The organism is Hyalangium sp., assembly GCF_035629615.1.
Lineage (GTDB): Bacteria > Myxococcota > Myxococcia > Myxococcales > Myxococcaceae > Hyalangium.
Map to the genome: position 1 here is coordinate 1 of NZ_DASPHO010000139.1, position 22,926 is coordinate 22,926.

The window sequence follows — 22,926 nt, forward strand, 5'->3', positions numbered from 1 at the left end:
GGGGGCGCCGCTCGGTGCCTGCTTGCCTGGAAAGGCTGGCTCAGGCCCGCGACCCGACAGGAGCAACAGGCCCCATGGCGTCTCTTCGCGACATCCGCAAGCGCATCCGCTCGGTGAAGAACACGCGGCAGATCACCAAGGCGATGAAGATGATGTCCGCCGCCAAGCTGCGCAAGGCCCAGGACGCCATCATCGCGGCCCGCCCCTACGCGCAGATGCTGGACCAGATCATCTCCGATCTGGCGGCCCGCTCCGCGGAGCAGGAGGTGGCGCACCCGCTGCTGACGGCCCGCCCCATCAAGCGCGCGGAGCTGGTGCTGCTCACCTCGGATCGCGGCCTGGCCGGTGGCTTCAACTCGAACGTCATCCGCCGCGCCAGCCGCTTCCTCTACGAGAACGGCGCCCTGGAGCGCATCCAGTTCTCCACGGTGGGCCGCAAGGGCCACGACTTCTTCCGCAACCGCCGCCAGAACATCCGCAAGGACTTCGGCTACCTCTACCAGAAGCTGAACTACCTCTCCGCCAAGGGCGTCGCCGAGGAGCTCACCGCCAGCTTCCTCAATGGCGAAGTGGACGTCGTCTACATCATCTACAACGAGTTCGTCTCCGCGATGACCCAGAAGGTCGTCGTCTCGCAGATGCTGCCGCTGCAGACCTTCGGGCCCACCGCGGCCGAGCCCGCCGCGGCCACCCCGGGCACGCTGGCCGCCCGCCCGGCCTCGAGCCTGGCGATGGTGGACTTCAAGTACGAGCCGGGCCGCCAGGAGGTGCTGGATCGGCTGGTGCCGCAGGCCGTCTCCATCAAGCTGTACCGCGCCCTGCTGGAGAGCGTGGCCAGCGAGCACAGCGCCCGCATGGCCGCCATGGAGAACGCCACCAGCAACGCCACGGACATGATCTCCAGCCTGTCGCTCACCTACAACCGCACGCGCCAGGCCGTCATCACCAAGGAGCTCATGGAGATCGTCTCCGGCGCCGAGGCCCTCAAGTAGCGAAGCGACCCGGCCGCCACGAGGCTTGACCCGGGCGGGGCCCCCCGGTAAAGGGGGCGCGCCCTCCCACCCTCGGGCCGATTTCGACGCGAGGCGGCTCCCCAGCCGGCCTCCGCAAGAGGCAGACGAACTCATGAGCGCTCAAGCTGCGACGGTAGGCAAGATCACCCAGGTTCTGGGACCCGTGGTCGACGTGGAGTTCCCGCCCGGCGGGCTCCCCGAGGTGTACACCGCCCTCAAGGTCACCAACGCCACGATCAGCTCGCTGGCGGACAACCTCACCGTCGAGGTTGCGCAGCACCTGGGCGAGAACATGGTGCGCTGCATCGCCATGGACTCCACCGAGGGCCTGGCGCGCGGCACCTCGGTGAGGAACACGGGCGCCCCCATCCAGGTGCCGGTGGGCAAGGCCACCCTGGGCCGCATCCTCAACGTCACCGGCGATCCGGTGGACGAGATCGGCCCCGTGAAGGCCACGGAATCCTGGCCCATCCACCGGCCGGCCCCGCTCTTCGTGGACCAGGACGTGCGCGTCCAGGCCTTCGAGACGGGCATCAAGGTCATTGACCTGCTGGCGCCCTACACCCGTGGTGGGAAGATCGGCCTGTTCGGCGGCGCCGGCGTGGGCAAGACGGTGCTCCTGCAGGAGCTCATCCGCAACGTCGCCAAGGAGCGCGGCGGCTTCTCGGTGTTCGCCGGCGTGGGCGAGCGCACGCGCGAGGGCAACGACCTGTATCACGAGATGAGGGACTCCAAGGTCATCAACATGGACAAGCTGGAGGACAGCCAGTGCGTGCTGGTGTACGGGCAGATGAACGAGCCGCCCGGCGCCCGCGCTCGCGTGGCCCTCACGGCGCTCACCATCGCGGAGTACTTCCGGGACGTGGAGGGGCGCGACGTGCTCCTCTTCGCGGACAACATCTTCCGCTTCACGCAGGCCGGCTCCGAGGTGTCCGCGCTCCTGGGCCGCATCCCCAGCGCGGTGGGTTACCAGCCCACGCTGTCCACGGAGATGGGCGCGCTGCAGGAGCGCATCACCTCCACCAACAAGGGCTCCATCACCTCGGTGCAGGCCATCTACGTGCCCGCCGACGACCTGACGGACCCGGCGCCCGCCACCACGTTCGCCCACCTGGACGCGACGACGGTGCTCAACCGCGCCATCTCCGAGCTGGGCATCTACCCCGCGGTGGATCCGCTCGACTCCACCAGCCGCATCCTGGATCCGAACGTCGTGGGCCAGGAGCACTACGCGGTGGCGCGCAAGGTCCAGGGCATCCTCCAGCGCTACAAGGAGCTGCAGGACATCATCGCCATCCTCGGCATGGACGAGCTCTCCGAGGAGGACAAGCTCACGGTGGCGCGGGCGCGGAAGATCCAGCGCTTCCTGTCGCAGCCCTTCTTCGTGGCCGAGGTCTTCACCGGCAAGCCAGGCAAGTACGTGAAGCTGCAGGACACCATCCAGGGCTTCAAGGAGGTCGCCGAGGGCAAGCACGATGAGATCCCCGAGGCTGCCTTCTACATGGCGGGCGGCATTGAAGAGGTGCTCGACAACGCCCGGAAGATGGCGGCCGCGTAAGGCCGTCCCGCCCGTCCCGGAGGTGCACCATGTGCCGCACCCTCCTTACCCTGGCCTTGTTGCTGGCGCTCCCGGGGGCGGCCCAGGAGCGCAAGAGCAAGTCCCACGTCAGCGCCAACGGGCAGTTCATCGTGCGTCTGGTGGAGGAGGGGCCAGGGAAGTGTCGGGTGGAGATGCTCACGGAGAGCAAGGCCTCCTGGCAGTTCTCCGGGTGTATCGGCACGGTGGACGACATCTACTTCGCCTCCAATGACGGGGAGCGCTTCTGGCTGTTGCGCCCCTTGGCGGAGAAGGGCAGCAGGCCGGGGGTGGAGAAGCGGGGGAAGAAGAAGGTCCGGGTGCCGGCCTGGGCCAACACGGTGGTGGCGGAGCTGTACGACCGCAACGGGCAGAGGTTGCAGGAGAGGCGCCTGCAAGACTTCCTGCTGGGCTCGAAGGAGCTGGGCGAGGTGCGGCAGATGAAGGGCCACTTCAAGTGGCTGGAGGGGACGCTGGGGATTCCCGGCAAGGGCCCGCGCCTGACGGACGACGCGAAGGTGGAGTTCGAGGCGGTGGGGAGGAAGACCTACCGGCTCTCATTCTGAAGCAGCAGTCCCCGAGGAACACATGGCCAAGCTGAGCGTGGAGATTGTCACCCCTGAGAAGCGCATCCTCTCCGTGCAGGCGGACGAGGCCATCGTCCCGGGTGGCCATGGCCTCTTCGGCGTGCGGCCGGGCCACACGCCCTTCCTGTCGCTGATGGAGCCGGGGGCGCTCACGCTGATCGACGGCGGCCGCCGCGAGTCCTTCTTCGTGGCGGGCGGCTTCGTCGAGGTGGGCAATGACAAGGTGCTGGTGCTGGCAGATGGCGCCGAGCCCGTGTCCGGCATCGACGTGGAGGCTGCTCGCCGGCGGATGATGGATGCGCAGCAGCGCCTGAAGGACCTCAAGCCCGAGGACGCCCGGTATGAAGTCGAGCAGGCCTCGGTGCGTCGCGAGACGGCGCGGATGGCCGCCGCCGGCATCCGCACGCCCTAGCCGCCGCACTCGGACGGCCCGGGCTCACCCGAGCCACTCCCTCCCCTGACTCGACACCCTCGCTCGACTCTGACTTTCGGGTATTTGACGCCGCGCCCTGAAAGATGCATCTTAAATGCATCTTTTAAGCCCCATGGGGCCAGGAGGCGCGCATGAGCACCTTGTTCGAGCAGATCGGCGGAGCGAAGGCGATGGACGCGGCGGTGGAGCTCTTCTACCGGAGAGTGCTCTCGGATGACCGCATCAGCCGCTTCTTCGATGGAGTGGACATGGAGCGCCAGTCCGCGAAGCAGAAGGCGTTCCTCACCATGGTCTGCGGTGGACCCAACAGCTACACCGGGCTGGACATGCGTAAGGGCCATGCGCACCTGGTGAAGAGCGGGCTGAACGACACGCACTTCAACGCGGTGGCAGAGCACCTGGGCGGCACACTGGAGGAGCTGGGAGTCGCCAAGCCCCTCATCCAGCAGGTGCTCCAGGCGGCGGAGAGCATGCGCGCGGACATCCTGAACCGGTAGGCAGGAGCGGCCCATGTCCCGGGTGAGCTACCAGGCGCAGTGGTACCCGTTGGAGCCGGAGGAGTCTGTCTTGGACGGACTGCTGCGGCAGGGCATCCCCGTGCCGCATGCGTGCAAGGCGGGGGTGTGCCAGTCCTGCCTCATGCGTGCGGCGCGCGGCGCGGTGCCGGAGAAGGCCCAGGCGGGGCTCAAGGAGACGCTCAAGGCGCGCAACTACTTCCTGGCGTGCTCGTGCCGGCCGGAGCCGGGTGCCGAGCTCGAGCTCGCGGGCGACGCGGACGAGCTGCGCGTGCCCGCGCGCCTCGAGTCGCTGGAGCGCTTGAGCCAGGATGTGCTGCGGGTCCGGCTGCGGCCGGAGATGCCCTTCGAGTATCGGACGGGCCAGTACCTCACCCTGCTGCGTGCGGACGGGCTGGCCCGCAGTTACTCGGTGGCGAGCCTTCCCCGTGAGGGAGTGCTCGAGCTGCACGTGCGCCTGCTTCCGGGCGGGGCGATGAGCGGCTGGCTCCACGCGGAGGCCCGGCCCGGGGACGCGGTGCGAGTCCAGGGCCCGGCGGGCGAGTGCTTCTATGTCCCAGGCCGCCCGGAGCAGCCGCTGTTGCTTGCGGGCACGGGAACGGGGCTGGCCCCGCTCTACGGCATCGTCCGGGACGCGCTGGAGGCCGGGCACACCGGCCCGCTCTGGCTCTTCCACGGCGCCCGGGATCCGCGGGGGCTCTACCTGGTGGAGGAGCTGCGCGAGCTGGCCGCGCGCCACTCGAACCTGCACTACCGGCCGAGCGTGCTGGAGGGCCGCTTGGGCGAGGGGATCCACGTGGGCGCGCTCGACGCGCTCATCCGCGAAGTGTGTCCGAAGCCCGTCGGCTGGCGCGCATTCCTCTGCGGGAATCCGGACCTGGTGCTATCCCTCCGGAAGAAGCTCTTCCTGGCGGGGCTCTCGCTGAAGGACATCCACGCGGATGCCTTCCTGCCGAGCGCCAGCCGGCCAGAAGGAGCGGGAGCGACGACTCGTGCATCTGACGCTTCACGCTGACTACTCGCTGCGAGTCCTGCTGTACCTGGCCGCGCACCCGGAGCGTCTCGTCTCCACGCAGGAGGTGAGCGAGGCCTATGGCATCTCCAAGAACCACCTCGTGCGCGTGATGCAGGCGCTGGGTCGCCATGGCTTCATCGAGGTGCGCCCCGGGCGCTCGGGCGGAGTCATGCTGGCACGCGCGCCCTCGGAGATCTCCCTGGGTCAGGTGTTCCGAGTCACCGAGCCGGACTTCCACCTGGTGGAGTGCTTCGATCGGGAGAAGAACACCTGCCCCATCGCACCTGCGTGTGGCCTCAAGGGTGTGCTCTCCGAGGCGCGCGACGCCTTCCTCTCGGTGCTCGACAAGTACACCCTGGTGGACTTGACGAAGCGCTCGCGCAAGGACCTGACGGACTTCTTCCTCCCCGTCGCCGCTGCGCGCAGTCCATGAGCCCTTCCTGTGGGATGGGACACACCTGCACGAGGGAGCAGAGGCCGTGGTCGCGCGCTTGCAGGCAGTGGTGAATCTGGGACGGGACTGAGCCGCTCGGCCGATTTCTGCTCTGGTCCTGGCCGGACGCTCGGCTAATCTGCGCGCCTCCGATGCCGCTGACTCCCGCTGAGCGCCAGGACAGGTTCCATGCGGCATTCCTGGGCCTTGCCATCGGGGATGCCCTCGGCTTCCCGCTCCGAGGCATTCCCCCGGCGAGCCTCACGCGGCTCACGCACCTGGCGGACGACTTCGCCCCGCGTCCGCGCGGCAAGTTCGCCAAGGGACAGTTCTCCGACGACACGCAGCTGATGCTGGCCGCCAGCGAGAGCGTCATCCGCGAGGGCAAGGTGGATGGGCGCAGCGCGGCGGCGCACTTCGCGTGGCTGTGGCAGGAGGGCGTCATCCTCCAGCCGCCGCGAGGGCTCTCGGAGTCGCTGCAGCGGCTGGCCGGTGGCGCACCGTGGATGAGTGCGGGCGCACCACTGGGAGTGAAGTGTCCCTCGGTGCTCAGCCGGGCCATGGTGGTGGGCCTCTTCGAGACCAGCGGCCACAAGCGCCTGCCGCACGACGCGGGGGTGCTCACCATCGTCACGCACAAGGATCCGACGTGCTCGGCGGCGGCGGCGGCCTTCGCGCAGGCGGTGTCACTGGGCATGGAGGAGGAGCCGCTGACGGCGGCGGCCTTCTGCGAGAAGCTGGCGCTCTCCGCGGCCGAGCACGACAAGGTGCTCGCGGAGGAGCTGCGCCACCTGCCGCGGCTGCTCACGTGGGACACGGCGAGGGCGCTGACGGCGCTGCGCAAGGTGGGAGTGCCCCGGGCGGAGCTGCAGGGCGTGGATGGGCTGCCGGCGCACGTGGTGCCGGTGCTGCTCACCTCTCTCTACGCGGCGCTGAAGGTGCCGCACGACTTCCGCGAGGCGGTGGCGCTGGTGCTGCGGTGCGGAGGCGAGGTGGACGTGGCGGCGGCGGTGACAGGGGCGTTGCTGGGCGCGCACCTGGGCACGCGGGCGCTGCCGCCGCGGCTGCGCAAGCAGGTGCTGTACCTGGACAACCTGGTGGACACGGCGAACCGGCTCTTCCAGGCGCGGCAGGTGCGCGAGACGCTGGCCACGGCGCTCGCGCTGCACCGCAAGCGCTGAGCCAGCACCTCGCGGCAGGAGCCTCAGGGCAAGGGGGTCTGCACGGGCGTCAGGCGGGCCGGGGGCGTGTTGTCTCCGAGCTGCCCATACTCACCGAAGCCCCAGACCCAGACGGTGGCGTCGTTGCGCAGGGCCAGCACGTGGTAGTCACCCGCGGCCAGGGCCGTGAAGTTGGAGAGGCCAGACAGCTGCACCGGAGCGGTGCGGCTCTCAATCGTCCCATCTCCGAGCTGACCGGAGCTGTTGTCACCCCAGACCCAGATGATGCCACCCGTGCCGATGGCCAGGGTGCTGGACCGGCCAGCGGCCACGGAGATCGCGCCGGTCAGCCCCGTGGCCTGCACGGGCGTGAGGCGATCGATGGTCGTCCCGTTCCCGAGCTGACCGTCATTGTTGTCACCCCAGGTCCAGACGGTGCCATCCTTCCTGCGGGCCACGCAGTGGTAGGCCCCGCAGGCAATGGGGGAGGCATTGGAGGCGACGACATCGGGGCCGACATTGGAGAGCCCGGACACCTGCACGGGAGCACTGCGGTTCATGGTCGTCCCGTCCCCGAGCTGGCCGTAGGCGTTATAGCCCCAGGCCCAGACGGTGCCATCGTCCTTCAGGGCCAGCGAGTGGTACTGGCCAACGGCGATGGCGATGATTCCCGTCAGGCCGGGCACCTGCACGGGGGTGAGGCGGTTCATGGTCGTCCCGTCCCCGAGCTGGCCATAGATGTTGTAGCCCCAGGCCCAGACGGTGCCATCCTTCAGGGCCAGCGAGTGTGCAGAGCCAGCGGCGAGAGCGTAGAGGGAGGAGGCTCCCGTCAGTCCGCTCACCGAAACGCTCGTGGCCTTGTCGGTGGTCGTGCCATCCCCCAGCTGGCCTGCGAAGTTCTGTCCCCACGCGCGCACCGTGCCTGTGCTGAGCATGGCCAGAGAGTGGGAGTTGCCGCCAGCAACGGACACGATATTGCTCAACCCGGGCACCTGAGCGGGCGCGTTGCGCTGGAGCATCGTCCCGTCTCCAAGCTGGCCGGAGCTGTTCTGGCCCCAGGTCCAGACGGTGCCATCATTGCGCGCGGCCAGGGAGTGGTAGCTGCCTGCGGCGATGGAGAGGATGTTGGACGGCACGGCTGCCTGCACGGCCGAGACGCGGATGCTGGAGCTGCCGTCTCCCAGCTGCCCCAAGGTCGTCCCACCCCAGGCATGCACGGTGCCATCGCCATGAAGGGCCAGGGAGTGGCTGTTGCCGGCGGCGATCACGGTCACGTTGGACAGCCCGCTTACCTGCAGTGGCTGGGGGCGGCTGGTGGTCGTCCCATCCCCGAGCTGGCCGTTCTCGTTGTCTCCCCAACTCCAGACGGAGCCATCGCTGCGTCGGGCCAGGGAGTGGCCAGAGCTCGCGGCGAGCGCGGTGACATTGCTCAGGCCGACGAGCTGTACGGGAACGGTGCGGTCGACCGTCGTCCCATCTCCGAGCTGGCCGTTATAGTTGGCGCCCCAGGCCCAGGCGGTGCCATCGCTGCGCACGGCCAGGGAGTGCTCGCCACCCGCGGAGACCGCGGTCACATTGGAGAGGTTGAGCACCTGGATGGGGGTAGCGTGAGTGGCGGTCGTCCCCGTTCCCAGCTGGCCGCTCCGGTTGGTACCCCAGCCCCAGACGGTGCCATCTCTGCGCACGGCCAGGGAGTGATTCCTGCCCGCGGAGATGGCGATGACGTCGGACAGGCTGGACACCTGCACGGGAGTGGTGCGGTCGACGGTCGTCCCATCTCCGAGCTGGCTCTGGCCGTTCTCGCCCCAGGCCCAGACGGTGCCATCGCTCTTCAGGGCCAGCGAGTGGTTGCCGCCCGCGGCTACGGCCGTCACGGCCGTCAGTCCCGTCACAGGTGTCGGGGTGGCGACGGACTCGGTGTCTGCTCCCACGCCGAGCAGGCCGCCATTGTTGAGGCCCCAGGCCCAGACGGAGCCATCCGCGCGCACCGCCAGCGAGTGGTACTGGCCGATCGCTAGCGTGGACACGGCCGTCAGCGCCGTCACGGGCACGGGGGTGGCAGAGAGCACGGCCGAGGAGCCCGTCCCCAGCAGGCCGTACACATTGAGGCCCCACGCCAGGATCGTTCCATTGGCGCGCAGGGCCAGCGAGTGGCCACCGCCCGCGGCGATCGTCGGAGACGGGCAGGCGTTGACGGAGACGGTAAAGGACTTCTCAGCCGAGAACCCGCCATCATCCGTCACCGTCACCTTGAGCGTGATGGGCGTGCCGGAAGGCGTGCAATGCGGAGCCGTCCAGGACACCTGGCTCGTGGTGTCGGTGTGGGCCGGCTCCCCGAGGGTGCCGCCGCTCGCCGTCCAGACGAAGTGGAGCTTCTGGGTCTCCGCGTCCTGCGCCGTGACGTTGAAGGTGACGGCCTGGGGACCCAGGACGCTGGCGGCGGACTGTTCGCTCGCGGCGATGGTGGGGGGCGTCTTGTCCGGGTTGCAGCGGGCCGGGTTCCGCTGGCAGTAGGCATCTCCTTCCGTGTCGAAGTCAGCGCACCCCAGGACGCTGGCGAGAACGAGCCCTGCTGCGAACCGGACGCTCCAGAGCTTGCTTACCGTCGTCATGGCCACCTCCCGAACACGAAAGCGGATGTTCCATCCGTCCCCAGGCCCACCGCCACGGGCTCCGCGGACGTTCCCAGGAGGAAGCCTCCCGCCGCGGTGATCAGCCCGGCGGTCCCCACTCCCAGCAGGGTGACACCCGCCGTCTGCCAGGTGCGCCCCTTCGACACGGTCTGGTTCACGGCTTCCCGGCTGTTGAGGGCGATGTCATCGCTGCGCAGCCGATTCAACTCGCCCCGGGAGATGGCCCAGGAGATGCCCCCCGCCACGACGAGGCTGCCTCCCGCAATGGCCATGATTGGTGCGGCGCTGCGGAGGCTTGTCCGCAAGGAGCTCTGGCTCGCGACGGCCGCGGGCGGGGCCACAACGGTGGGAGCAGGCGGCGGTGGGGGCGCCGGTTCGACCTTGGGGGGCTCGGGCTTGGGCGCCAGGGCGGCCAGCTCTCGCTGGACCTGCTCCCGGACGGACTCGAAGAGGCTCTTCACCTTGGGAGAGACCTTCACGGGCAGCACCGCCTCGGGCTGCACGAGGAGCGCCGACTTGAAGGCGGCGGCGCTCGACTCCTGCTTGCCAGACTCGGCGAGGATGATGCCTTCATAGAGGGACAGCTCCACCTCCTGCTCCGAGCTGTGCGGCAGCTTCCGGGCGAGCTCGATCTGCGTGAGGGCTCGCTCGTACTCCAGGCTCTGATAGAGCCTCACGGCCGCGGTGAGGTGGCGCTCAAATTTTCCCTGGGCGTGAGCCGGAAGCGGCAGCACTCCCAGGGCCAGCAGTCCGGCAACCAGCATCGCCGGCAGAAGACGCCTTGGGTCGCTCATGGGGGCTGAGAATAGAGCGGAAAGCGCCTGCTCACACCTCACTTGGGCATGTTACAGTCCCGTTCGAATATGCGGTCCCTCGCCACCAGCCGGCTGCTCTTCCAGGCGCCGCGCCAGCCGTAGGGCAGGCAGGCGGCCGGGTGTTCCCTTCGCCGCAGGGACTTCACCCCGTGGGGAGTCCTGCCCACCTTGTGCCAGAGCAGGGGCACACGGTGCGTGCAGGGACGCACGACCGAGCCTCTCGAGTCCGGAGGCGGAGACGTGGATCTCGAATCGGAACGCCTGGAGCGAAGCCAACTGGAGTCTTTGAGCACCGCTGAGCTCGTGCGACATGCCCTCGCCGAGACGAAGCTGTTGGTGAAGGCCGAGCTGCTGCATGCCAAGAAGGAGCTGCGCGAGGAGGTCAAGGCCGCGCGTACCAGCGGCATCTTGCTGGGGGCGGGCTTCACGCTGGCTCTGTGCGGCCTGGCTGCCCTCTTCGTCGCGCTGGGACTGGCGCTGCCGCTGACCGCCTGGCTGGGCGTGTTGCTGGTGGGAGTGGCCATCCTGCTCATTGCCGGCGGGCTGGCCTGGTTCGGCGTGAAGCGGCTGCCGAAGAAGCCCCTGCCGCACACCCAGGAGCGGCTCAAGGCCGACTTCGACATGGCACGGGAGACACTGCAATGAACGAGTGGGGCCATCTCGAGCACAAGAACGAAGGTCAGCAGAAGATCGAGCGGCGCGACCCGAAGGCCGACGAGCAGAAGCGCATCACCAAGGGCCTGGACGATCGTGAGCAGGTGGAGCGCACGGCGGACCGCATCCGCGATGAGCTGCTCCTGACGCTGGAGGAGCTGGACCGGCGGCGGGACAGAGCGCTGGACGTGCGCTTCCAGGTCTCGCGGCACCAGGACCTGATCATCGCTGCGGCCATCACCGCCGCCGTGCTGACCGGTATCGGCGTGGGCGTGGCGATGTGGCGCGCGCGCCACCGGGAGCAGATCCTGACGAAGCAGCGCCTGAAGGCCATCCGGCGCGCGTGGGCCCACCCGGACCGCGTGGCCTCCTCCGCAGAGCAGCGGCCGCTGCCCATTGAGCTGGGCCGCAAGCTCATCATGATCTTCGGGACGGCCCTGGCGTCCAACATCGCGAAGAACTCCGTCCAGGCGCTCGTGCCCAGGCTGCGCACCCAGCCTGCGAAAGGCTAGAAGTAATTTTAATTGCCTAAAGATCGCGCATAACGCAGATTGATTCTCTGTGACCGATCTGCTCTATGCGCGGGCCCAGATGGGGCTGTCGCTGGCCTTTCACATCGTCTTCGCGGCTGCGGGCGTGGCGCTGCCGGTGCTGATGGTGATCAGCGACTTGAAGGCCCGGCGCACGGGCGACGCGGACTACCGGCTGCTCAGCCAGAAGCTGGCGAAGGGGACCGCCATCCTCTTCGCGGTGGGGGCGGTGAGCGGCACGGTGCTCTCGTTCGAGCTGGGGCTGCTGTGGCCCGAGTTCATGGGCCAGTACGGCGAAGTCATTGGACTGCCCTTCAGCCTGGAGGGCGTGGCCTTCTTCACCGAGGCGATCTTCCTGGGCATCTACCTGTACGGGAGGGAGCGGACGTCTCCGGGCCTGCACCTGTTCTCCGGGGTGATGGTGGCCGTGAGCGGCGCGGCGAGCGCCTTCTTCGTCACGCTGGTCAATGTCTTCATGAACGATCCGTCTGGCTTCACCCCGACGCCAGCGGGCCCGACGAACATCGAGCCGCTGGTGGCCATGTTCAGCCCGGGCTGGAAGTACCAGACGGCCCACGTGCTGCTGTCATGCTACCAGGCGAGCGCGTTCGCGATGGCAGGCATCCACGCCTTCGTGCTGCTCAGGCACCCGGGCTCGACGTTCCACCGCAAGGCGCTGGCCGTGGCGCTGCCGCTGGCGTGCCTCACCGCGCTCTTGCAGCCGCTGGTGGGAGACTTCCTGGCGAAGCATGCGGCGGAGGCGCAGCCGGTGAAGCTGGCCGCGATGGAGGGTCACTTCGAGACGGAGCGCGGCGCACCCCTGCGGTTGGGAGGGCTGGAGCTTCCCAAGGGCTTGTCCATCCTGGCCTTTGGAGATCCAGACGCGGAGGTGAAGGGCCTGAATGAGTTCCCTCGGGAGGACTGGCCACCCGTGGCGAAGGTGCACGTGGCCTTCCAGCTCATGGTAGGGGCCGGGAGCGCGATGGCGCTGCTGTCCGTGGTGACGCTGGTGCTGCGCTGGCGACGGCGCGAGTGGCCCGCGAGCCGGCGGATGATGCGGGCCTGGCTGCTGGCCTCGCCGCTGGGGGTGTTGGCGATGGAGGCAGGCTGGCTCGTCACCGAGTGGGGGCGTCAGCCCTGGATCATCCACGGGGTGATGCGCACCGCGGAGGCGGTGACGCCGGTGCCGCACCTGGCCGCTCCCTTCTGGACCTTCACGCTCGTGTACCTCTTCCTGGGTGTGGTGGTGGCCTTCCTCCTCGCGCGGCAGGTGGCCGGGACCCTGCCTGGACGGGAGAGGGACGATGCCCACTGAGCTCCTGCTGGGGGTCGCGGTGGCGGGGACGTTCGTCCTCTACTCGCTCTTTGGCGGAGCGGACTTCGGCGGGGGCGTGTGGGATCTGCTCGCCTCAGGTCCTCGCAAGGCGGAGCAGCGGGCGCTCATTGCTCGGGCCCTGGGCCCCGTGTGGGAGGTGAACCATGTCTGGCTCATCGTGGGCATGGTGCTGCTCTTCAGCTGCTTCCCCCGAGCCTTCGCAGCGCTCACCGTCGCGCTGCATGTCCCGCTGACACTGCTGCTGCTGGGCATCGTCTTCCGCGGCACGGCGTTCACCTTCCGCACATACGACGCGCGGGGGGACAAGGTGCAGGAGCGCTGGGGGCTCGTCTTCAGCGTGGCCAGTGTCATCTCCCCCCTGCTGCTCGGCATGTGCGTGGGCGCCGTGGTGAGCGGACAGATCCGTGTGGAGGGGCGCGCGGTGGTCAGCGGCTTCTTTGCCTCCTGGCTGACGCCGTTTGCCCTGGCAGTGGGAGTGCTGGCGCTGTGTCTCTTTGCCTTCCTCGCGGCGGTGTACCTCACGGCGGAGGCGGACACGGAGCCGCTGCGCGAGGACTTTCGGCAGCGGGCGCTGGGGGCAGGCGGGGCGGTGTTCATCGCGGGGCTCGGGGTGCTGCTGCTCGCGCGAGAGGGAGCGCCCCGCATCTGGGGAGGGCTCCTCCACGCGCCCTTCGCGCTGGCGCTGCACGGAGTCACGGCGGTGGCGGCGGTGGCGACGTTCGTCCTGCTGTGGCGGCGCAGATTCCGCCAGGCCCGCGTGACGGCGGCGGTGCAGGCGGGGTTCATCGTGCTCGGCTGGGCTGCGTCGCAGTACCCCTACCTGGTGGTGCCGGACATCACGCTTCAGTCCGCGGCGGCCAGCCCTGGCGTTCAGCGCGCGTTGGTGGTGGCGCTTGTCGTGGGACTGGTGACCGTGGTGCCCTCCCTCGTTCTGTTGTTGCGAGTCTTCCAGTCCCGGTCGCCCCGAGGCTGAGGGGCTCAAACCCAGACATTTCCATGAGGGATTTCCACAGGTCCCCGTAACCCCAGACTCCAAGGGGCTCGGCGGCTTGGAAGATCTGGGCTAAGCAGTGATCTCTCTCTTCAGGGTTTCACCCCAGGTCTCAGGCTTTGGATTCGATCGTCGCTGGCACGGTGTTCCAGGATCGCTACGAAATCCTCTCCAAGCTGGGAGAGGGTGGCTTTAGCGAGGTCTACCGTGCACGCCAGCGGGCCACGGGCCAGGAGGTGGCGGTCAAGGTCCTCCGCCACCTGCATACGAGCGATGAAGGGCTCGTCGCCCGCTTCCAACGGGAGATGCGGCTGTGCGCCCGGCTCTATCACCCGCACATCGTCCGGCTGATCGACTCCGGGCGGACCGACGAAGGCACGCTCTATACAGTTTTTGAGTATGTGCCGGGCCGGACTCTTGGTGATGTGCTGGCCACAGAGGGGGCCCTGCCGCCTTGGGAGGCCGCGCACCTGATGCTCCAGGTGCTGGACGCGCTGGGGTGCGCGCACAAGCTTGGCATCGTCCACCGGGACCTCAAGCCACAGAACATCATGCTCACCAGCACGGGGGTGCGGCGCAACGCCCTGGTGCTCGACTTCGGGCTCGGCACGCTCTCCGATGAGGACCGGCGGGAGGAGCTGTCGCGCATCACCCGGACGCGCGACACGCTGGGAACTCCTGCCTATGCCGCGCCCGAGCAGCTCCGCGGCGAGCCGGTGACGGCGCGCACGGATCTCTACGCATGGGGGCTCATCTTCGTGGAGTGCCTCACGGGCAAGCGCGTGGTGGAGGGCAACCGTCTGCAGGAGCTCATCTTCAAGCAGCTGGGCCCGGAACCCGTCGCCCTCCCCGAGTGGCTTGCGGGCCATCGCCTCGGTCGGCTGCTGCGGCGCGCCACGGAGAAGGATCCCCAGGTGCGTGCTGTCACCGCGCAAGGCCTGCTGCTGGAGCTGGAGTCCTGCGCGACCCAAGGGTGGCCCACCGCGGAGGCCGGGGGGCTCTCCACCGTGTTGGACACGCCCCCGCTCCCAGCCGTCGGTGAGCGCCGGCAGGTCACCGCCGTCTGCTGCAGCCTGAAGCTGGTGGGGGAGGGCGCTGCCACCGCGGATGTCGAAGAGCTGGACGGGCTGCTGTGGACGCAGCAGGAGGCCTGCATCGAGCTGGCACGCCAGCGGGAAGCCTGGCTGGGCGGTGTGCTGGGAGAGCGGGTGCTGCTCTACTTCGGCTATCCGCGGGCGCGGGAGGACGACGCCCAGCGCGCCGCTCACCTGGCGCTGGAGCTGTTGACGCAGGTGGAGCAGCGCGGCGCGGAGCTGGCTCGCACCCAGAGGATCCAGCTGGAGCTCCAGATCGGCATCCACACCGGACTCGCCGTCAGCCACGAGCTGCGCGGGCAGGGTCTCGCGGTACTGCCAGTGCTGGTGGGGAGCACGCCCGGGATGGCGGAGCGGCTGGAGTCGCTCGCCCAGCCAGGGGAGATCCTCGTCAGCGCGGTGAGCGCGCAGCTGCTCCGAGAGTCCTTCGTCTTGGAACCCTCGGGAGTGCACCGCATCGCGGCCGGCATGCGCTCCGCTTCGGTGTTCCGCCTCACCGGCCGGCAGCGCTCCACCACCACCGGGCTGGAGGGGACACCCGCTGGGCCGTTGTTTGGCCGGGCGCTGGAGCTGGAGCTGCTGCAGCAGCGCTGGAAGCAGGTGCAGGTGGGCATGGGGCAGGGCATCCTGATCACGGGCGAGCCCGGCATCGGCAAGTCCCGGCTGGTGCAGGAGCTGACGCAGCAGGCGCGCCAGACGCCGCACACCTTCCTGGAGTGCCGCTGCTCTCCCGAGTGGCGCCACAGCACGCTGCGGCCGTGGGTGGACATGCTGGAGCGGATGCTGGGGCTGGGCCGCGACTCGACAGCGGAGCAGGCCACGGCCGCGCTCGAGGCCTTGCTCTCGCGGCACGGCTTCAACCTTGCCGAGCATCTGCCGCTGTTCGCCTCGCTGCTCGCTCTCAAGGGCACCTCGGGCCTCTATCCCCTGCAGGCCATGTCCCCGCAGCGCCAGAAGGAGCAGACCCTGCATGTGCTGCTCGCGCTGCTCTTCGAGATGGCCCAGCAGCAGCCCGTGCTCCTGGTCGTGGAGGATCTGCACTGGGCCGATCCAACGACCCTGGAGCTGTTGACCCTGCTGGTGAAGGACGCCGCCAGCACGCCTCTGTGCGCGGTGCTCACCGCACGCCCCGAGTTCTCTCCACCCTGGTCTGTGGCCCACGTGCTCCAGGTGCAGCTGGGCCGGCTGGAGCGTCACCAGGTGGAGGAGATGGTGAAGCGGCTCACCCGGGAGGCGCCTCTGCCTGGCGAGGTGATGGAGCAGGTGGTGGGTCGCACGGACGGGGTGCCGCTCTTCGTCGAAGAGCTGACCCGCATGGTGGTGGAGTCCCTCACCCAGAGAGGAGAGGTCCGAGGCAGAGCGCCTGGCTCCCTGGCGATCCCCAGCACCCTGAGGGACTCGCTGATGGCACGGCTGGACCGGCTCGGAACGGCCAAGGCCACCGCGCAGCTCGCCGCGGCGCTGGGGCGCGAGTTCAGCTACGAGGTGCTCGTGGCCAGCTCCGTCTCCGATGAGGAGGCGCTGAAGAAGGACCTGAGCACGCTCATCGATGCGGACCTCATCCACCGCCGGCACGCGGCGCACGGCCCCGTCTATGCCTTCAAGCATGCGCTCATCCGGGACACGGCCTACGAGTCCATGATCAAGCCGCTCCGCCGCCAGGTGCATGGCCGCATCGCGGTGGCGCTGGAGCTGCGCTTCCCGGAGCTCGTCCAGCAGCGCCCGGATCTGCTCGCCCGCCACCACGCCGCCGCGGAGCAGAGGCGTGAGGCGCTCGGCTATGCCCACAAGGCGGCATTGGCGGCGCTGCTGCGCTCGGCGGACCATGAAGCGCTCGGCCACGCCACCGAGGCGCTCGGCTGGCTCGAGACCCTCCCAGACGAGAGAGAGCGCGCGCGGCTCGAGCTGGAGCTCAACGGCATCATCACCCCGGCGCTGATGTCCACCCGGGGCTGGTCGGACGCGGCGGTCAAGGCTCGGGTGGAGCGGAGCCAGGCGCTGATCGATCGGCAGGGGGACAGCCCGCACGCCGTCCCCACCTTGTGGGCGCTGGCGAACTACCACCACGTGCGCGGCCAGCATGCTCAGGCGCGGGGGCTGGCAGAGCGGCTCGTCTCCATGGAAGGGCTGAAGCAGGACGCCAGCCACCAGCTCGTGGCGCTCGCGATGCTGGGAGAGTGTCACCTTGTCGAGGGGGGGTTCACGCAGGCGCGCGAGCACACCACCCGGGCCTTGTCGCTGCCCGAGGTCCCCACTCCCAGGTCCATCTCGATGTATGGGATCGAGCCGCGCGTCCACGCGATGATGGGCTTGGGGCTGGCGCAGTGGCATCTGGGCCTCCCGGATGAAGCCGCCAGGGTGATGGAGTCCGCGATCGACAGAGCTCGTGGCCTGAACCATGCGAGCACGCTGGCCGTGGCCAGCCTCTTCGCCCTCGTGCTGCACCACCTGCGGGAAGAGCACGCCCGGCTCGATGCACTCTCAGCGCAGCTCCTGGAGCTGACGACCCGCCAGCGGCTCGTGTCCCAGGGAGCGTATGCGCAGCTGCTGCGCGGTCTGGCGACGAGGGACCTGGAGGCGATGAAGCGGAGCCTCAGCTTGCTGGATGAGCAGGGCAACACCCTGTACTGGGCCCTCTACGCCTCCATGGTGGCGGAGGTGGAGGCCTGGCTGGGGAGGCCTGAGGCCGCGCTCGAGCGGCTGGGCGAGGCGCAGCGCCGGGCCCGGCTCTTGGGTGAAGTCTTCCCGCTCCTGCACGTGCTGTATCGCCAGGGAGCCCTCCTGCTGGAGAGAGAGCCGGACTCCGCTCAGGGCGAAGCCCTCCTCCGGGAGGCGCTCTCCCTGGCCCGGGAGCGGAGCGCGAGGATGGTGGAGCTGCGGGCGGCCGTCCCACTGAGCCGGCTCCTGCTCCGGCAAGGCCAGCGCGCGGAGGCGCGAACGCTTCTCGCGCCCCTCTCCGCGGGCTTCACCGAGGGCTTCGACGCTCCGGACCTGGTGCGGGCCCGGGCGTTGCTCCAGGAACTCGGCTCCTGAAGCCTGGCGGCCCTACGGCACGCTGAAGCGCGCCTCGAGGGGTGTGGCACCCTCGGTGCGTGTCACCCCGTGGTCCGGGTTGGCGGCCAGGTGCTCCAGTACCTTGAACACCGTCTCCGCCTCGTCCGCGGCTCCCACGGCGGCGGCCAGCTGCTCCGCCGTGCCCGCTGTTCCCTTCTTTCCGTGCAGGTGGGCGAGCAGCTTGCGCTGGAGCTCCAGCACCATGCCGGCCGCCTTCTTCCCAGCCTCGACGCCGGGCTGGTGGTAGGCGTTGATGTTCACCAGGGAGGCGTAGAACCCGACGGCGCGCTCGTACAGCGCGATGAGGGCGCCCAGCGTGCGCGCGCTCACGTCCGGCACGGTGAGGGTGATGGACTCGCGGCCCTTCTCGAAGAGCGCCCGCCGCGTGCCCAGCAGGAAGCCCAGCAGGTAGTCCCCGCTGGTGGCGTTCTCCTCCACGGCCAGAGAGGGACCCTGGCGATCCTTGAGCACCTCGACGAAGGTGACGAAGAAGTTGTGGACGCCCTCGCGGAGCTGCTGCACGTAGGCGTGCTGATCCGTGGAGCCCTTGTTGCCGTAGACGGCGATGCCCTGGTGCACGGCCTTGCCGTCCAGGGCCCTCTCCTTGCCCAGCGACTCCATCACGAGCTGCTGGAGGTACCGGGACATCAGCAGCAGGCGGTCCTTGTACGGCAGGATGACCATGTCCTTGGCTCCGCGCGCGTCGGTGGCGTGGTACCACATCAACGCCAGCAGCGCCGCCGGGTTGCGGAGCTCGTCCCGCTGGCGCGTCTCCCGGTCCATGTCCCGCGCACCCGACAGCATCGCGTCGATGTCGAGCCCCTGCAGGCGCGCGGGCAGCAGGCCCACCGTGGACATCACCGAGGTGCGCCCGCCGACCCAGTCCCACATGGGGAAGGTGCGCAGCCAGCTGTTCTTCTTCGCGTACTGGTCCAGCTCGCTGTTCTCACCCGTGATGGCTACGGCGTGCGCGCCGAAGGTGAGGCTGCGAGCCAGGTACGCGCGCTCGGCCTCCAGCATGCCGTTGCGCGTCTCCTTGGTGCCGCCGGACTTGCTGACGACGAGGGTGAGCGTCTCCGGCAGCTTGTCGCCGATCTGCGCCAGGACTCGGTCCATTCCATCCGGATCCGTATTGTCGAAGAAGAAGATGCGCATCGCGTCCGTGGCGCCGCCCAGCGCGTCCGACACGAGCTGGGGGCCCAGCGCCGAGCCGCCAATGCCGATGACCAGGAGCTGGGTGAAGCGCTCCGCCGTCTGCGGGGCGATGCGGCCGGCGTGGACCTCCTCCGCGAACCAGTGCACGTCCGCGAGCGTGTCTCGGATGGCGCGGCCGATCCCCGCCTCGGGCGCCATCTCCGGAGCGCGCAGCCAGTAGTGGCCTACCCGGCGGTTCTCGTCCGGGTTGGCGATGGCGCCCTTCTCCAGGGCCTCCATGGCGACGAAGGCCAACCGCATGGGCTCGCGCATCTGGTCCAGGAAGGCGGGGGCGAAATTCATCCGCGAGACATCGAGCGTGAAGCCCAAGGATGGGCACACGCACAGGTATTTCTTGTACCGCTCCCACAGCTCACGTTGGCTCATTGCTCCCCCACGGCCTGGGTTTCCCCCGGTGTCCTAGCGCCTCGCCTCCATGGGGGGAAGCCATGAGAATGCCCGGGCTCCTCCGAGCGTGTACATCGCACGACATTGAACACAATGTCGGTGAGGGGCTTGCGTGTCAGCGCTGGGGCGCCTTTGCGGCCGTGGCCACCTGCTCCAGCTTCGCGTCCAGCTCGCTCCGAGGGAGCCACTGGCCACGCACCAGGACGCCCACGAGGGCACGGGTGAGCTTCACGTCCTGCAGCGGGTTGGCGTTGAGCAGGAGCAGGTCCGCGCGCTGGCCAGGCGCCACCGAGCCCCACTGGTCGCTCTCCCCGAAGTACGCCGCCGCGTTGCGAGTGGCAGCCTGGAGTACGGTGAGCGGAGGCAGGCCCGCGGCGGCCATCGCCTCCATCTCCTGGTGGAGCGCGAAGCCGGGCACCATGAAGAGCTGGGGTGAGTCCGAGCCCACCAGCAGGGGGGCCCCCGCGGCGTGCAGCCCTTGGAGCACCTGGCGGCGCAGCTCGAGGAAGCGGTGCTTGCCGGGCACGGAGGCCTCTGCCAGCGGGCCCGTGAGCAGCTCCTTCGTCCACTTGTCTACGGCGGTGGAGGGGACGTAGCGCAGCTCCCGGGAGGAGCGCAGCTCGGGGACCGCACCATCGCTGGCGACGATCTCGAAGAGGGCCAGGGTGGGAGCGTTGAAGATGCCGGCCTGCTTCGTGGCCTCGGCGAGCGTGGAGATGCGGGCCGGGCTCATTCGGGCGAGCGCCTCTCCGAACTCCACCTGCTCCACCTTCGTGGTGTCCTCGGGCGGCAGGAGCGCAGCGAGGTAGCCGTCGAGGTGCTCGATCTGCTGGCCCGACTCGAGCGCGTGCGTGAGGCCCACGTCCTGCGTGACATGGCCGCTGACGCGCAGGCCCTGGGCCTTCGCCTCGGCCACCATGGCGTCATACGTCTCTCGGCCGAGACCGCCATGGGTCTTGAGCAGATCGTACCCCGCGGCCTTCTGCTCGCGGACTTTGAGCCGGGCCTGCTCCGGGCTCTGCACGGACTTTCCGTGGAAGGAGGGCCCCGCCACTCGGAGCAGGGGGCCGAGCACCTCTCCCCGCGCCACGCGGTCCCGGAGGGCCAGCGCGCTCGGAGGGGCGACCAGGGCGCGAGCGGTGGTGATGCCATTGGCGAGCAGAAGGCTGAGCTGCTGTCCGGCGAGGTCCGAGGGGGCTCCCTCACCGGGGAGCAGGTGGATGTGCATGTCCACCAGACCCGGCATGAGGTAGCGGCCCTTGCCATCGATCCGTGCCGCACCCGGGGGCACAGGGGTGGAGGCAGCGGGGCCCACGGCCTCGATGCGTTCGCCGCGCACCACCACCGTCTGGTCCTCGAGCACCCGCTCGGAGTCCAGCGGGAGGACGGAGACGCCGACGAAGGCCACCCCCGGTGCCTCCGTGGTGGGCGTCGAGGCCGCAGGCACCGGCTGTGCGGTCTGCGCGGTCGCGCACCCCACGAGCCCGAGGATCAACCCGAGCCAGCCCCACGAACCCCTCCCGGCTTGCGACATCATGTGCAGGTGCCTCCCGTGCGCCATCACAGCGCGGCGCGCCAACAGGGAAGGAAGTCTGCCTCTTCCCGAGCCAGGGAGGGGGCTCGTTCAAGCCGGGAGCGTCGAGGAGGGCGAGGCCTTTCCTCCAGAGGCCGAGGCGCTCTCTCCGGGAGGCTTCCACGCGGGGTTGCGGAAGACGCGGGCGAGCCGGAGGCGCAGCGGCTCGGGGCGTCGCAGGTCCCTCAGGATGGCAGCGAACTCATGGGCGACGATGCGCAGGGGGTTGAAGGTGCGGATGTTCGTCGTCAGCCCGTAGAGGGGGCGCTCCTGCTCGGGCTCGAAGGTGCCGAAGAGCCGGTCCCAGATGATGAGGATGCCGCCGTGGTTCCTGTCGAGGTACTGCGGGTTGGACGCGTGGTGGACGCGGTGGTGCGAGGGCGTGTTGAGCACCCACTCCAGGGGGCCGAGCTTGCCAATGGCCTCGGTGTGGATCCAGTACTGGTAGAGGAGGCTGATGGACTGCATGGCGACGATCATCGCCGGGTGGAACCCGAGCAGCGCCAGGGGGGCCCAGAAGGGAGCGCCTGTGATGGGCGTCGTCCAGGGCTGCCGCAGCGCCGTGGAGAGGTTGTAGTGCTGGCTCGAGTGGTGGACCACGTGCCCGGCCCAGAAGAACCGGCACTCGTGATGGACGCGGTGGAACCAGTAGTAGCAGAGGTCATCGCCGAAGAAGATCAGCACCCAGGCCAGCGCGCCCGTGCCCATCCGGAGCGGCGTGAGCTCGTAGAGCGCCACGTAGAAGGCGAAGGCGATGCCCTTCCAGACGAGGCCGATGACGAGGTTGCCGAGCCCCATGGAGAGGCTGGCGGTGGTGTCCTTGACGGTGTGGCCGGCGACATCGCGGCCCTCGTCCTTCAGCCGCTTCACCACGAACCCTTCGATGATGAGCGAGAGGACGAAGAAGGGGATGGCCGGGGTGATGAGGTCGGGAATGTGGGCTGTATCCATGGTGGACCTCGCTAGGCCCGCTTGAGCGGGCGGTTTCGGCCTCGGGAGAAGCTGCGGTGGACGAAGCGGGTGAGGACCTTGAGCATGCGGTGGATGGCGGGGTGATCGGGCCGCGCCACCCGGGCGATGGCGCCTCCCTGCACCGCGTCGATGACCAGCTCGATGACGGCCTCGAACTCTTTGTGCGCGGCGGCCTCGGGGAACAGCTCACGCGCCACGCGCACCAGGTTGTCGCGGTGGGGACCTTCCATCGCTGCCAGCGCGGCTTGCAGCTCGGGGTCCGTGCGAGCCGCCACGTAGAGCTCGATGGCCGCCTGGAGCTCCGGGCGCTGGAAGATGATCCACAGCCCTTGGATGGCCGCGCTGATCCGGTCCCGCCCGCTCGGCAGGCTCCCCAGGCCGGCGAGGTAGTCCTGGATGAGGCGGGGGAAGAGGTGCTCGACGGAGGCGCACAGCAGATCGGCCTTGGTGTCGAAGTGCGTGAAGATGGCGCCCTGGGAGGTGCCGGCCCGCTTCGCCACCTCCACGGTCGTCAGCCGGGCATAGCCCTGCTCCATCAGCACCGTGATGGTGGCATCGAGCAGCCGGCGGCGCGTCTCTTCGCGTCGCTGCTGCTGCGTGCGGCGGGGACGAGCGGCCGTCGCCGGGCGGGCCTTTCGCTGAGGCATGACCGTCTTTCTACCTCACCATTTAAAGAGTGACCAGTCAGTCAGGTGTAAGCGAGCAAGAGGGCAGGGGCTCTGCGCGCGGGCCAGGCGCCGGGCGGGCCAAGAGGTGAAATTCGTCACGGAATAGTCTGAGCGGGTCTCTCCGTTGAGAGGCGACCCTCACCATGATCATTCCCACCCTCCTGGTTCTTGCTTCGGTTCCAGTGGTCTCCCCCAACACCCTCAAGGACATGCCCGAAGTGGGCGTCCCGTTTGCCTGTGGCCGCATCCATCCAGTGAGCCAGGGCCATGAC

19 protein-coding genes are annotated in these 22,926 nt (G+C 69.1%); 13 read left to right on the plus strand and 6 right to left on the minus strand.

Translation table 11 applies throughout. The features are described from left to right. The first annotated feature begins 74 nt into the window (after window positions 1–74). The 8 genes from atpG (at window position 75) to VD972_RS06965 (ending at window position 6,753) form a co-directional block, all read left to right on the plus strand. Entirely contained in the window at window positions 75–992 is a 918-nt protein-coding gene (gene atpG, locus VD972_RS06930; protein ID WP_324982583.1) for an ATP synthase F1 subunit gamma, read from the plus strand. Window positions 993–1,125: 133 nt separating this feature from the next. Beyond that, window positions 1,126–2,571, plus strand: coding sequence for a F0F1 ATP synthase subunit beta (atpD, locus tag VD972_RS06935; protein ID WP_324982586.1), 1,446 nt, complete (start codon window positions 1,126–1,128; stop codon window positions 2,569–2,571). Window positions 2,572–2,600: 29 nt separating this feature from the next. Beyond that, window positions 2,601–3,155: a hypothetical protein gene (locus VD972_RS06940; protein WP_324982589.1), complete on the plus strand. Its 555-nt coding sequence runs from the start codon at window positions 2,601–2,603 to the stop codon at window positions 3,153–3,155. Window positions 3,156–3,177: 22 nt separating this feature from the next. Next, window positions 3,178–3,588, plus strand: a complete 411-nt coding sequence (locus tag VD972_RS06945; RefSeq protein WP_324982592.1) for a F0F1 ATP synthase subunit epsilon — start codon at window positions 3,178–3,180, stop codon at window positions 3,586–3,588. 152 nt (window positions 3,589–3,740) lie between these two features. Beyond that, window positions 3,741–4,106, plus strand: a complete 366-nt coding sequence (locus tag VD972_RS06950; RefSeq protein WP_324982594.1) for a group 1 truncated hemoglobin — start codon at window positions 3,741–3,743, stop codon at window positions 4,104–4,106. 13 nt (window positions 4,107–4,119) lie between these two features. Beyond that, window positions 4,120–5,139 (plus strand): FAD-binding oxidoreductase, encoded by a 1,020-nt coding sequence (locus VD972_RS06955; RefSeq protein ID WP_324982597.1) that lies wholly within the window; start codon window positions 4,120–4,122, stop codon window positions 5,137–5,139. Next, on the plus strand, window positions 5,117–5,572 hold the full coding sequence (locus VD972_RS06960) for an Rrf2 family transcriptional regulator (RefSeq protein WP_324982599.1): 456 nt from the start codon (window positions 5,117–5,119) through the stop codon (window positions 5,570–5,572). Before VD972_RS06955 ends, VD972_RS06960 begins: the two co-directional genes overlap by 23 nt. Window positions 5,573–5,724: 152 nt before the next feature. Then, window positions 5,725–6,753 (plus strand): ADP-ribosylglycohydrolase family protein, encoded by a 1,029-nt coding sequence (locus VD972_RS06965; RefSeq protein WP_324982601.1) that lies wholly within the window; start codon window positions 5,725–5,727, stop codon window positions 6,751–6,753. Window positions 6,754–6,776: 23 nt separating this feature from the next. Here the strand turns inward: VD972_RS06965 and VD972_RS06970 are convergent, their stop codons facing one another. Both VD972_RS06970 and VD972_RS06975 read right to left on the minus strand, forming a co-directional pair. Continuing rightward, window positions 6,777–9,344 (minus strand): RCC1 repeat-containing protein, encoded by a 2,568-nt coding sequence (locus VD972_RS06970; RefSeq protein ID WP_324982603.1) that lies wholly within the window; start codon window positions 9,342–9,344, stop codon window positions 6,777–6,779. Beyond that, window positions 9,341–10,129, minus strand: coding sequence for a hypothetical protein (locus VD972_RS06975; RefSeq protein ID WP_324982606.1), 789 nt, complete (start codon window positions 10,127–10,129; stop codon window positions 9,341–9,343). The genes VD972_RS06970 and VD972_RS06975 overlap by 4 nt, the downstream gene beginning before the upstream one ends. A gap of 291 nt (window positions 10,130–10,420) precedes the next feature. On the opposite strand from VD972_RS06975, the gene VD972_RS06980 reads away from it, so the two are divergent. The 5 genes from VD972_RS06980 to VD972_RS07000 all read left to right on the plus strand — a co-directional run bounded on the left by VD972_RS06980 (window position 10,421) and on the right by VD972_RS07000 (window position 17,818). After that, window positions 10,421–10,825 (plus strand): phage holin family protein, encoded by a 405-nt coding sequence (locus VD972_RS06980; protein ID WP_324982608.1) that lies wholly within the window; start codon window positions 10,421–10,423, stop codon window positions 10,823–10,825. Next, complete coding sequence (locus tag VD972_RS06985) at window positions 10,822–11,346, plus strand: hypothetical protein (protein WP_324982611.1); 525 nt, start codon at window positions 10,822–10,824, stop codon at window positions 11,344–11,346. Before VD972_RS06980 ends, VD972_RS06985 begins: the two co-directional genes overlap by 4 nt. 49 nt (window positions 11,347–11,395) lie before the next feature. Further along, a complete protein-coding gene (locus VD972_RS06990; protein WP_324982615.1) occupies window positions 11,396–12,679 on the plus strand; it encodes a cytochrome ubiquinol oxidase subunit I in 1,284 nt (427 codons plus the stop codon). Continuing rightward, window positions 12,669–13,673 (plus strand): cytochrome d ubiquinol oxidase subunit II, encoded by a 1,005-nt coding sequence (locus tag VD972_RS06995; protein WP_324982618.1) that lies wholly within the window; start codon window positions 12,669–12,671, stop codon window positions 13,671–13,673. The genes VD972_RS06990 and VD972_RS06995 overlap by 11 nt, the downstream gene beginning before the upstream one ends. Window positions 13,674–13,810: 137 nt before the next feature. After that, a complete protein-coding gene (locus VD972_RS07000; protein ID WP_324982621.1) occupies window positions 13,811–17,818 on the plus strand; it encodes a TOMM system kinase/cyclase fusion protein in 4,008 nt (1,335 codons plus the stop codon). Between the two features lie 12 nt (window positions 17,819–17,830). On the opposite strand, the gene VD972_RS07005 is transcribed toward VD972_RS07000, so the two are convergent. The 4 genes from VD972_RS07005 to VD972_RS07020 all read right to left on the minus strand — a co-directional run bounded on the left by VD972_RS07005 (window position 17,831) and on the right by VD972_RS07020 (window position 22,633). Then, on the minus strand, window positions 17,831–19,420 hold the full coding sequence (locus VD972_RS07005; RefSeq protein ID WP_324982623.1) for a glucose-6-phosphate isomerase: 1,590 nt from the start codon (window positions 19,418–19,420) through the stop codon (window positions 17,831–17,833). A gap of 136 nt (window positions 19,421–19,556) precedes the next feature. Next, complete coding sequence (locus VD972_RS07010) at window positions 19,557–20,978, minus strand: amidohydrolase family protein (RefSeq protein WP_324982625.1); 1,422 nt, start codon at window positions 20,976–20,978, stop codon at window positions 19,557–19,559. Between the two features lie 87 nt (window positions 20,979–21,065). Next, a complete protein-coding gene (locus tag VD972_RS07015) occupies window positions 21,066–21,965 on the minus strand; it encodes a sterol desaturase family protein (protein WP_324982628.1) in 900 nt (299 codons plus the stop codon). An 11-nt stretch (window positions 21,966–21,976) separates the two neighbouring features. Then, the gene (locus VD972_RS07020; protein WP_324982632.1) at window positions 21,977–22,633 is read right to left on the minus strand and encodes a TetR/AcrR family transcriptional regulator; all 657 of its coding nucleotides are present in this window, start codon (window positions 22,631–22,633) and stop codon (window positions 21,977–21,979) included. Between the last annotated feature and the right edge of the window lie 293 nt (window positions 22,634–22,926).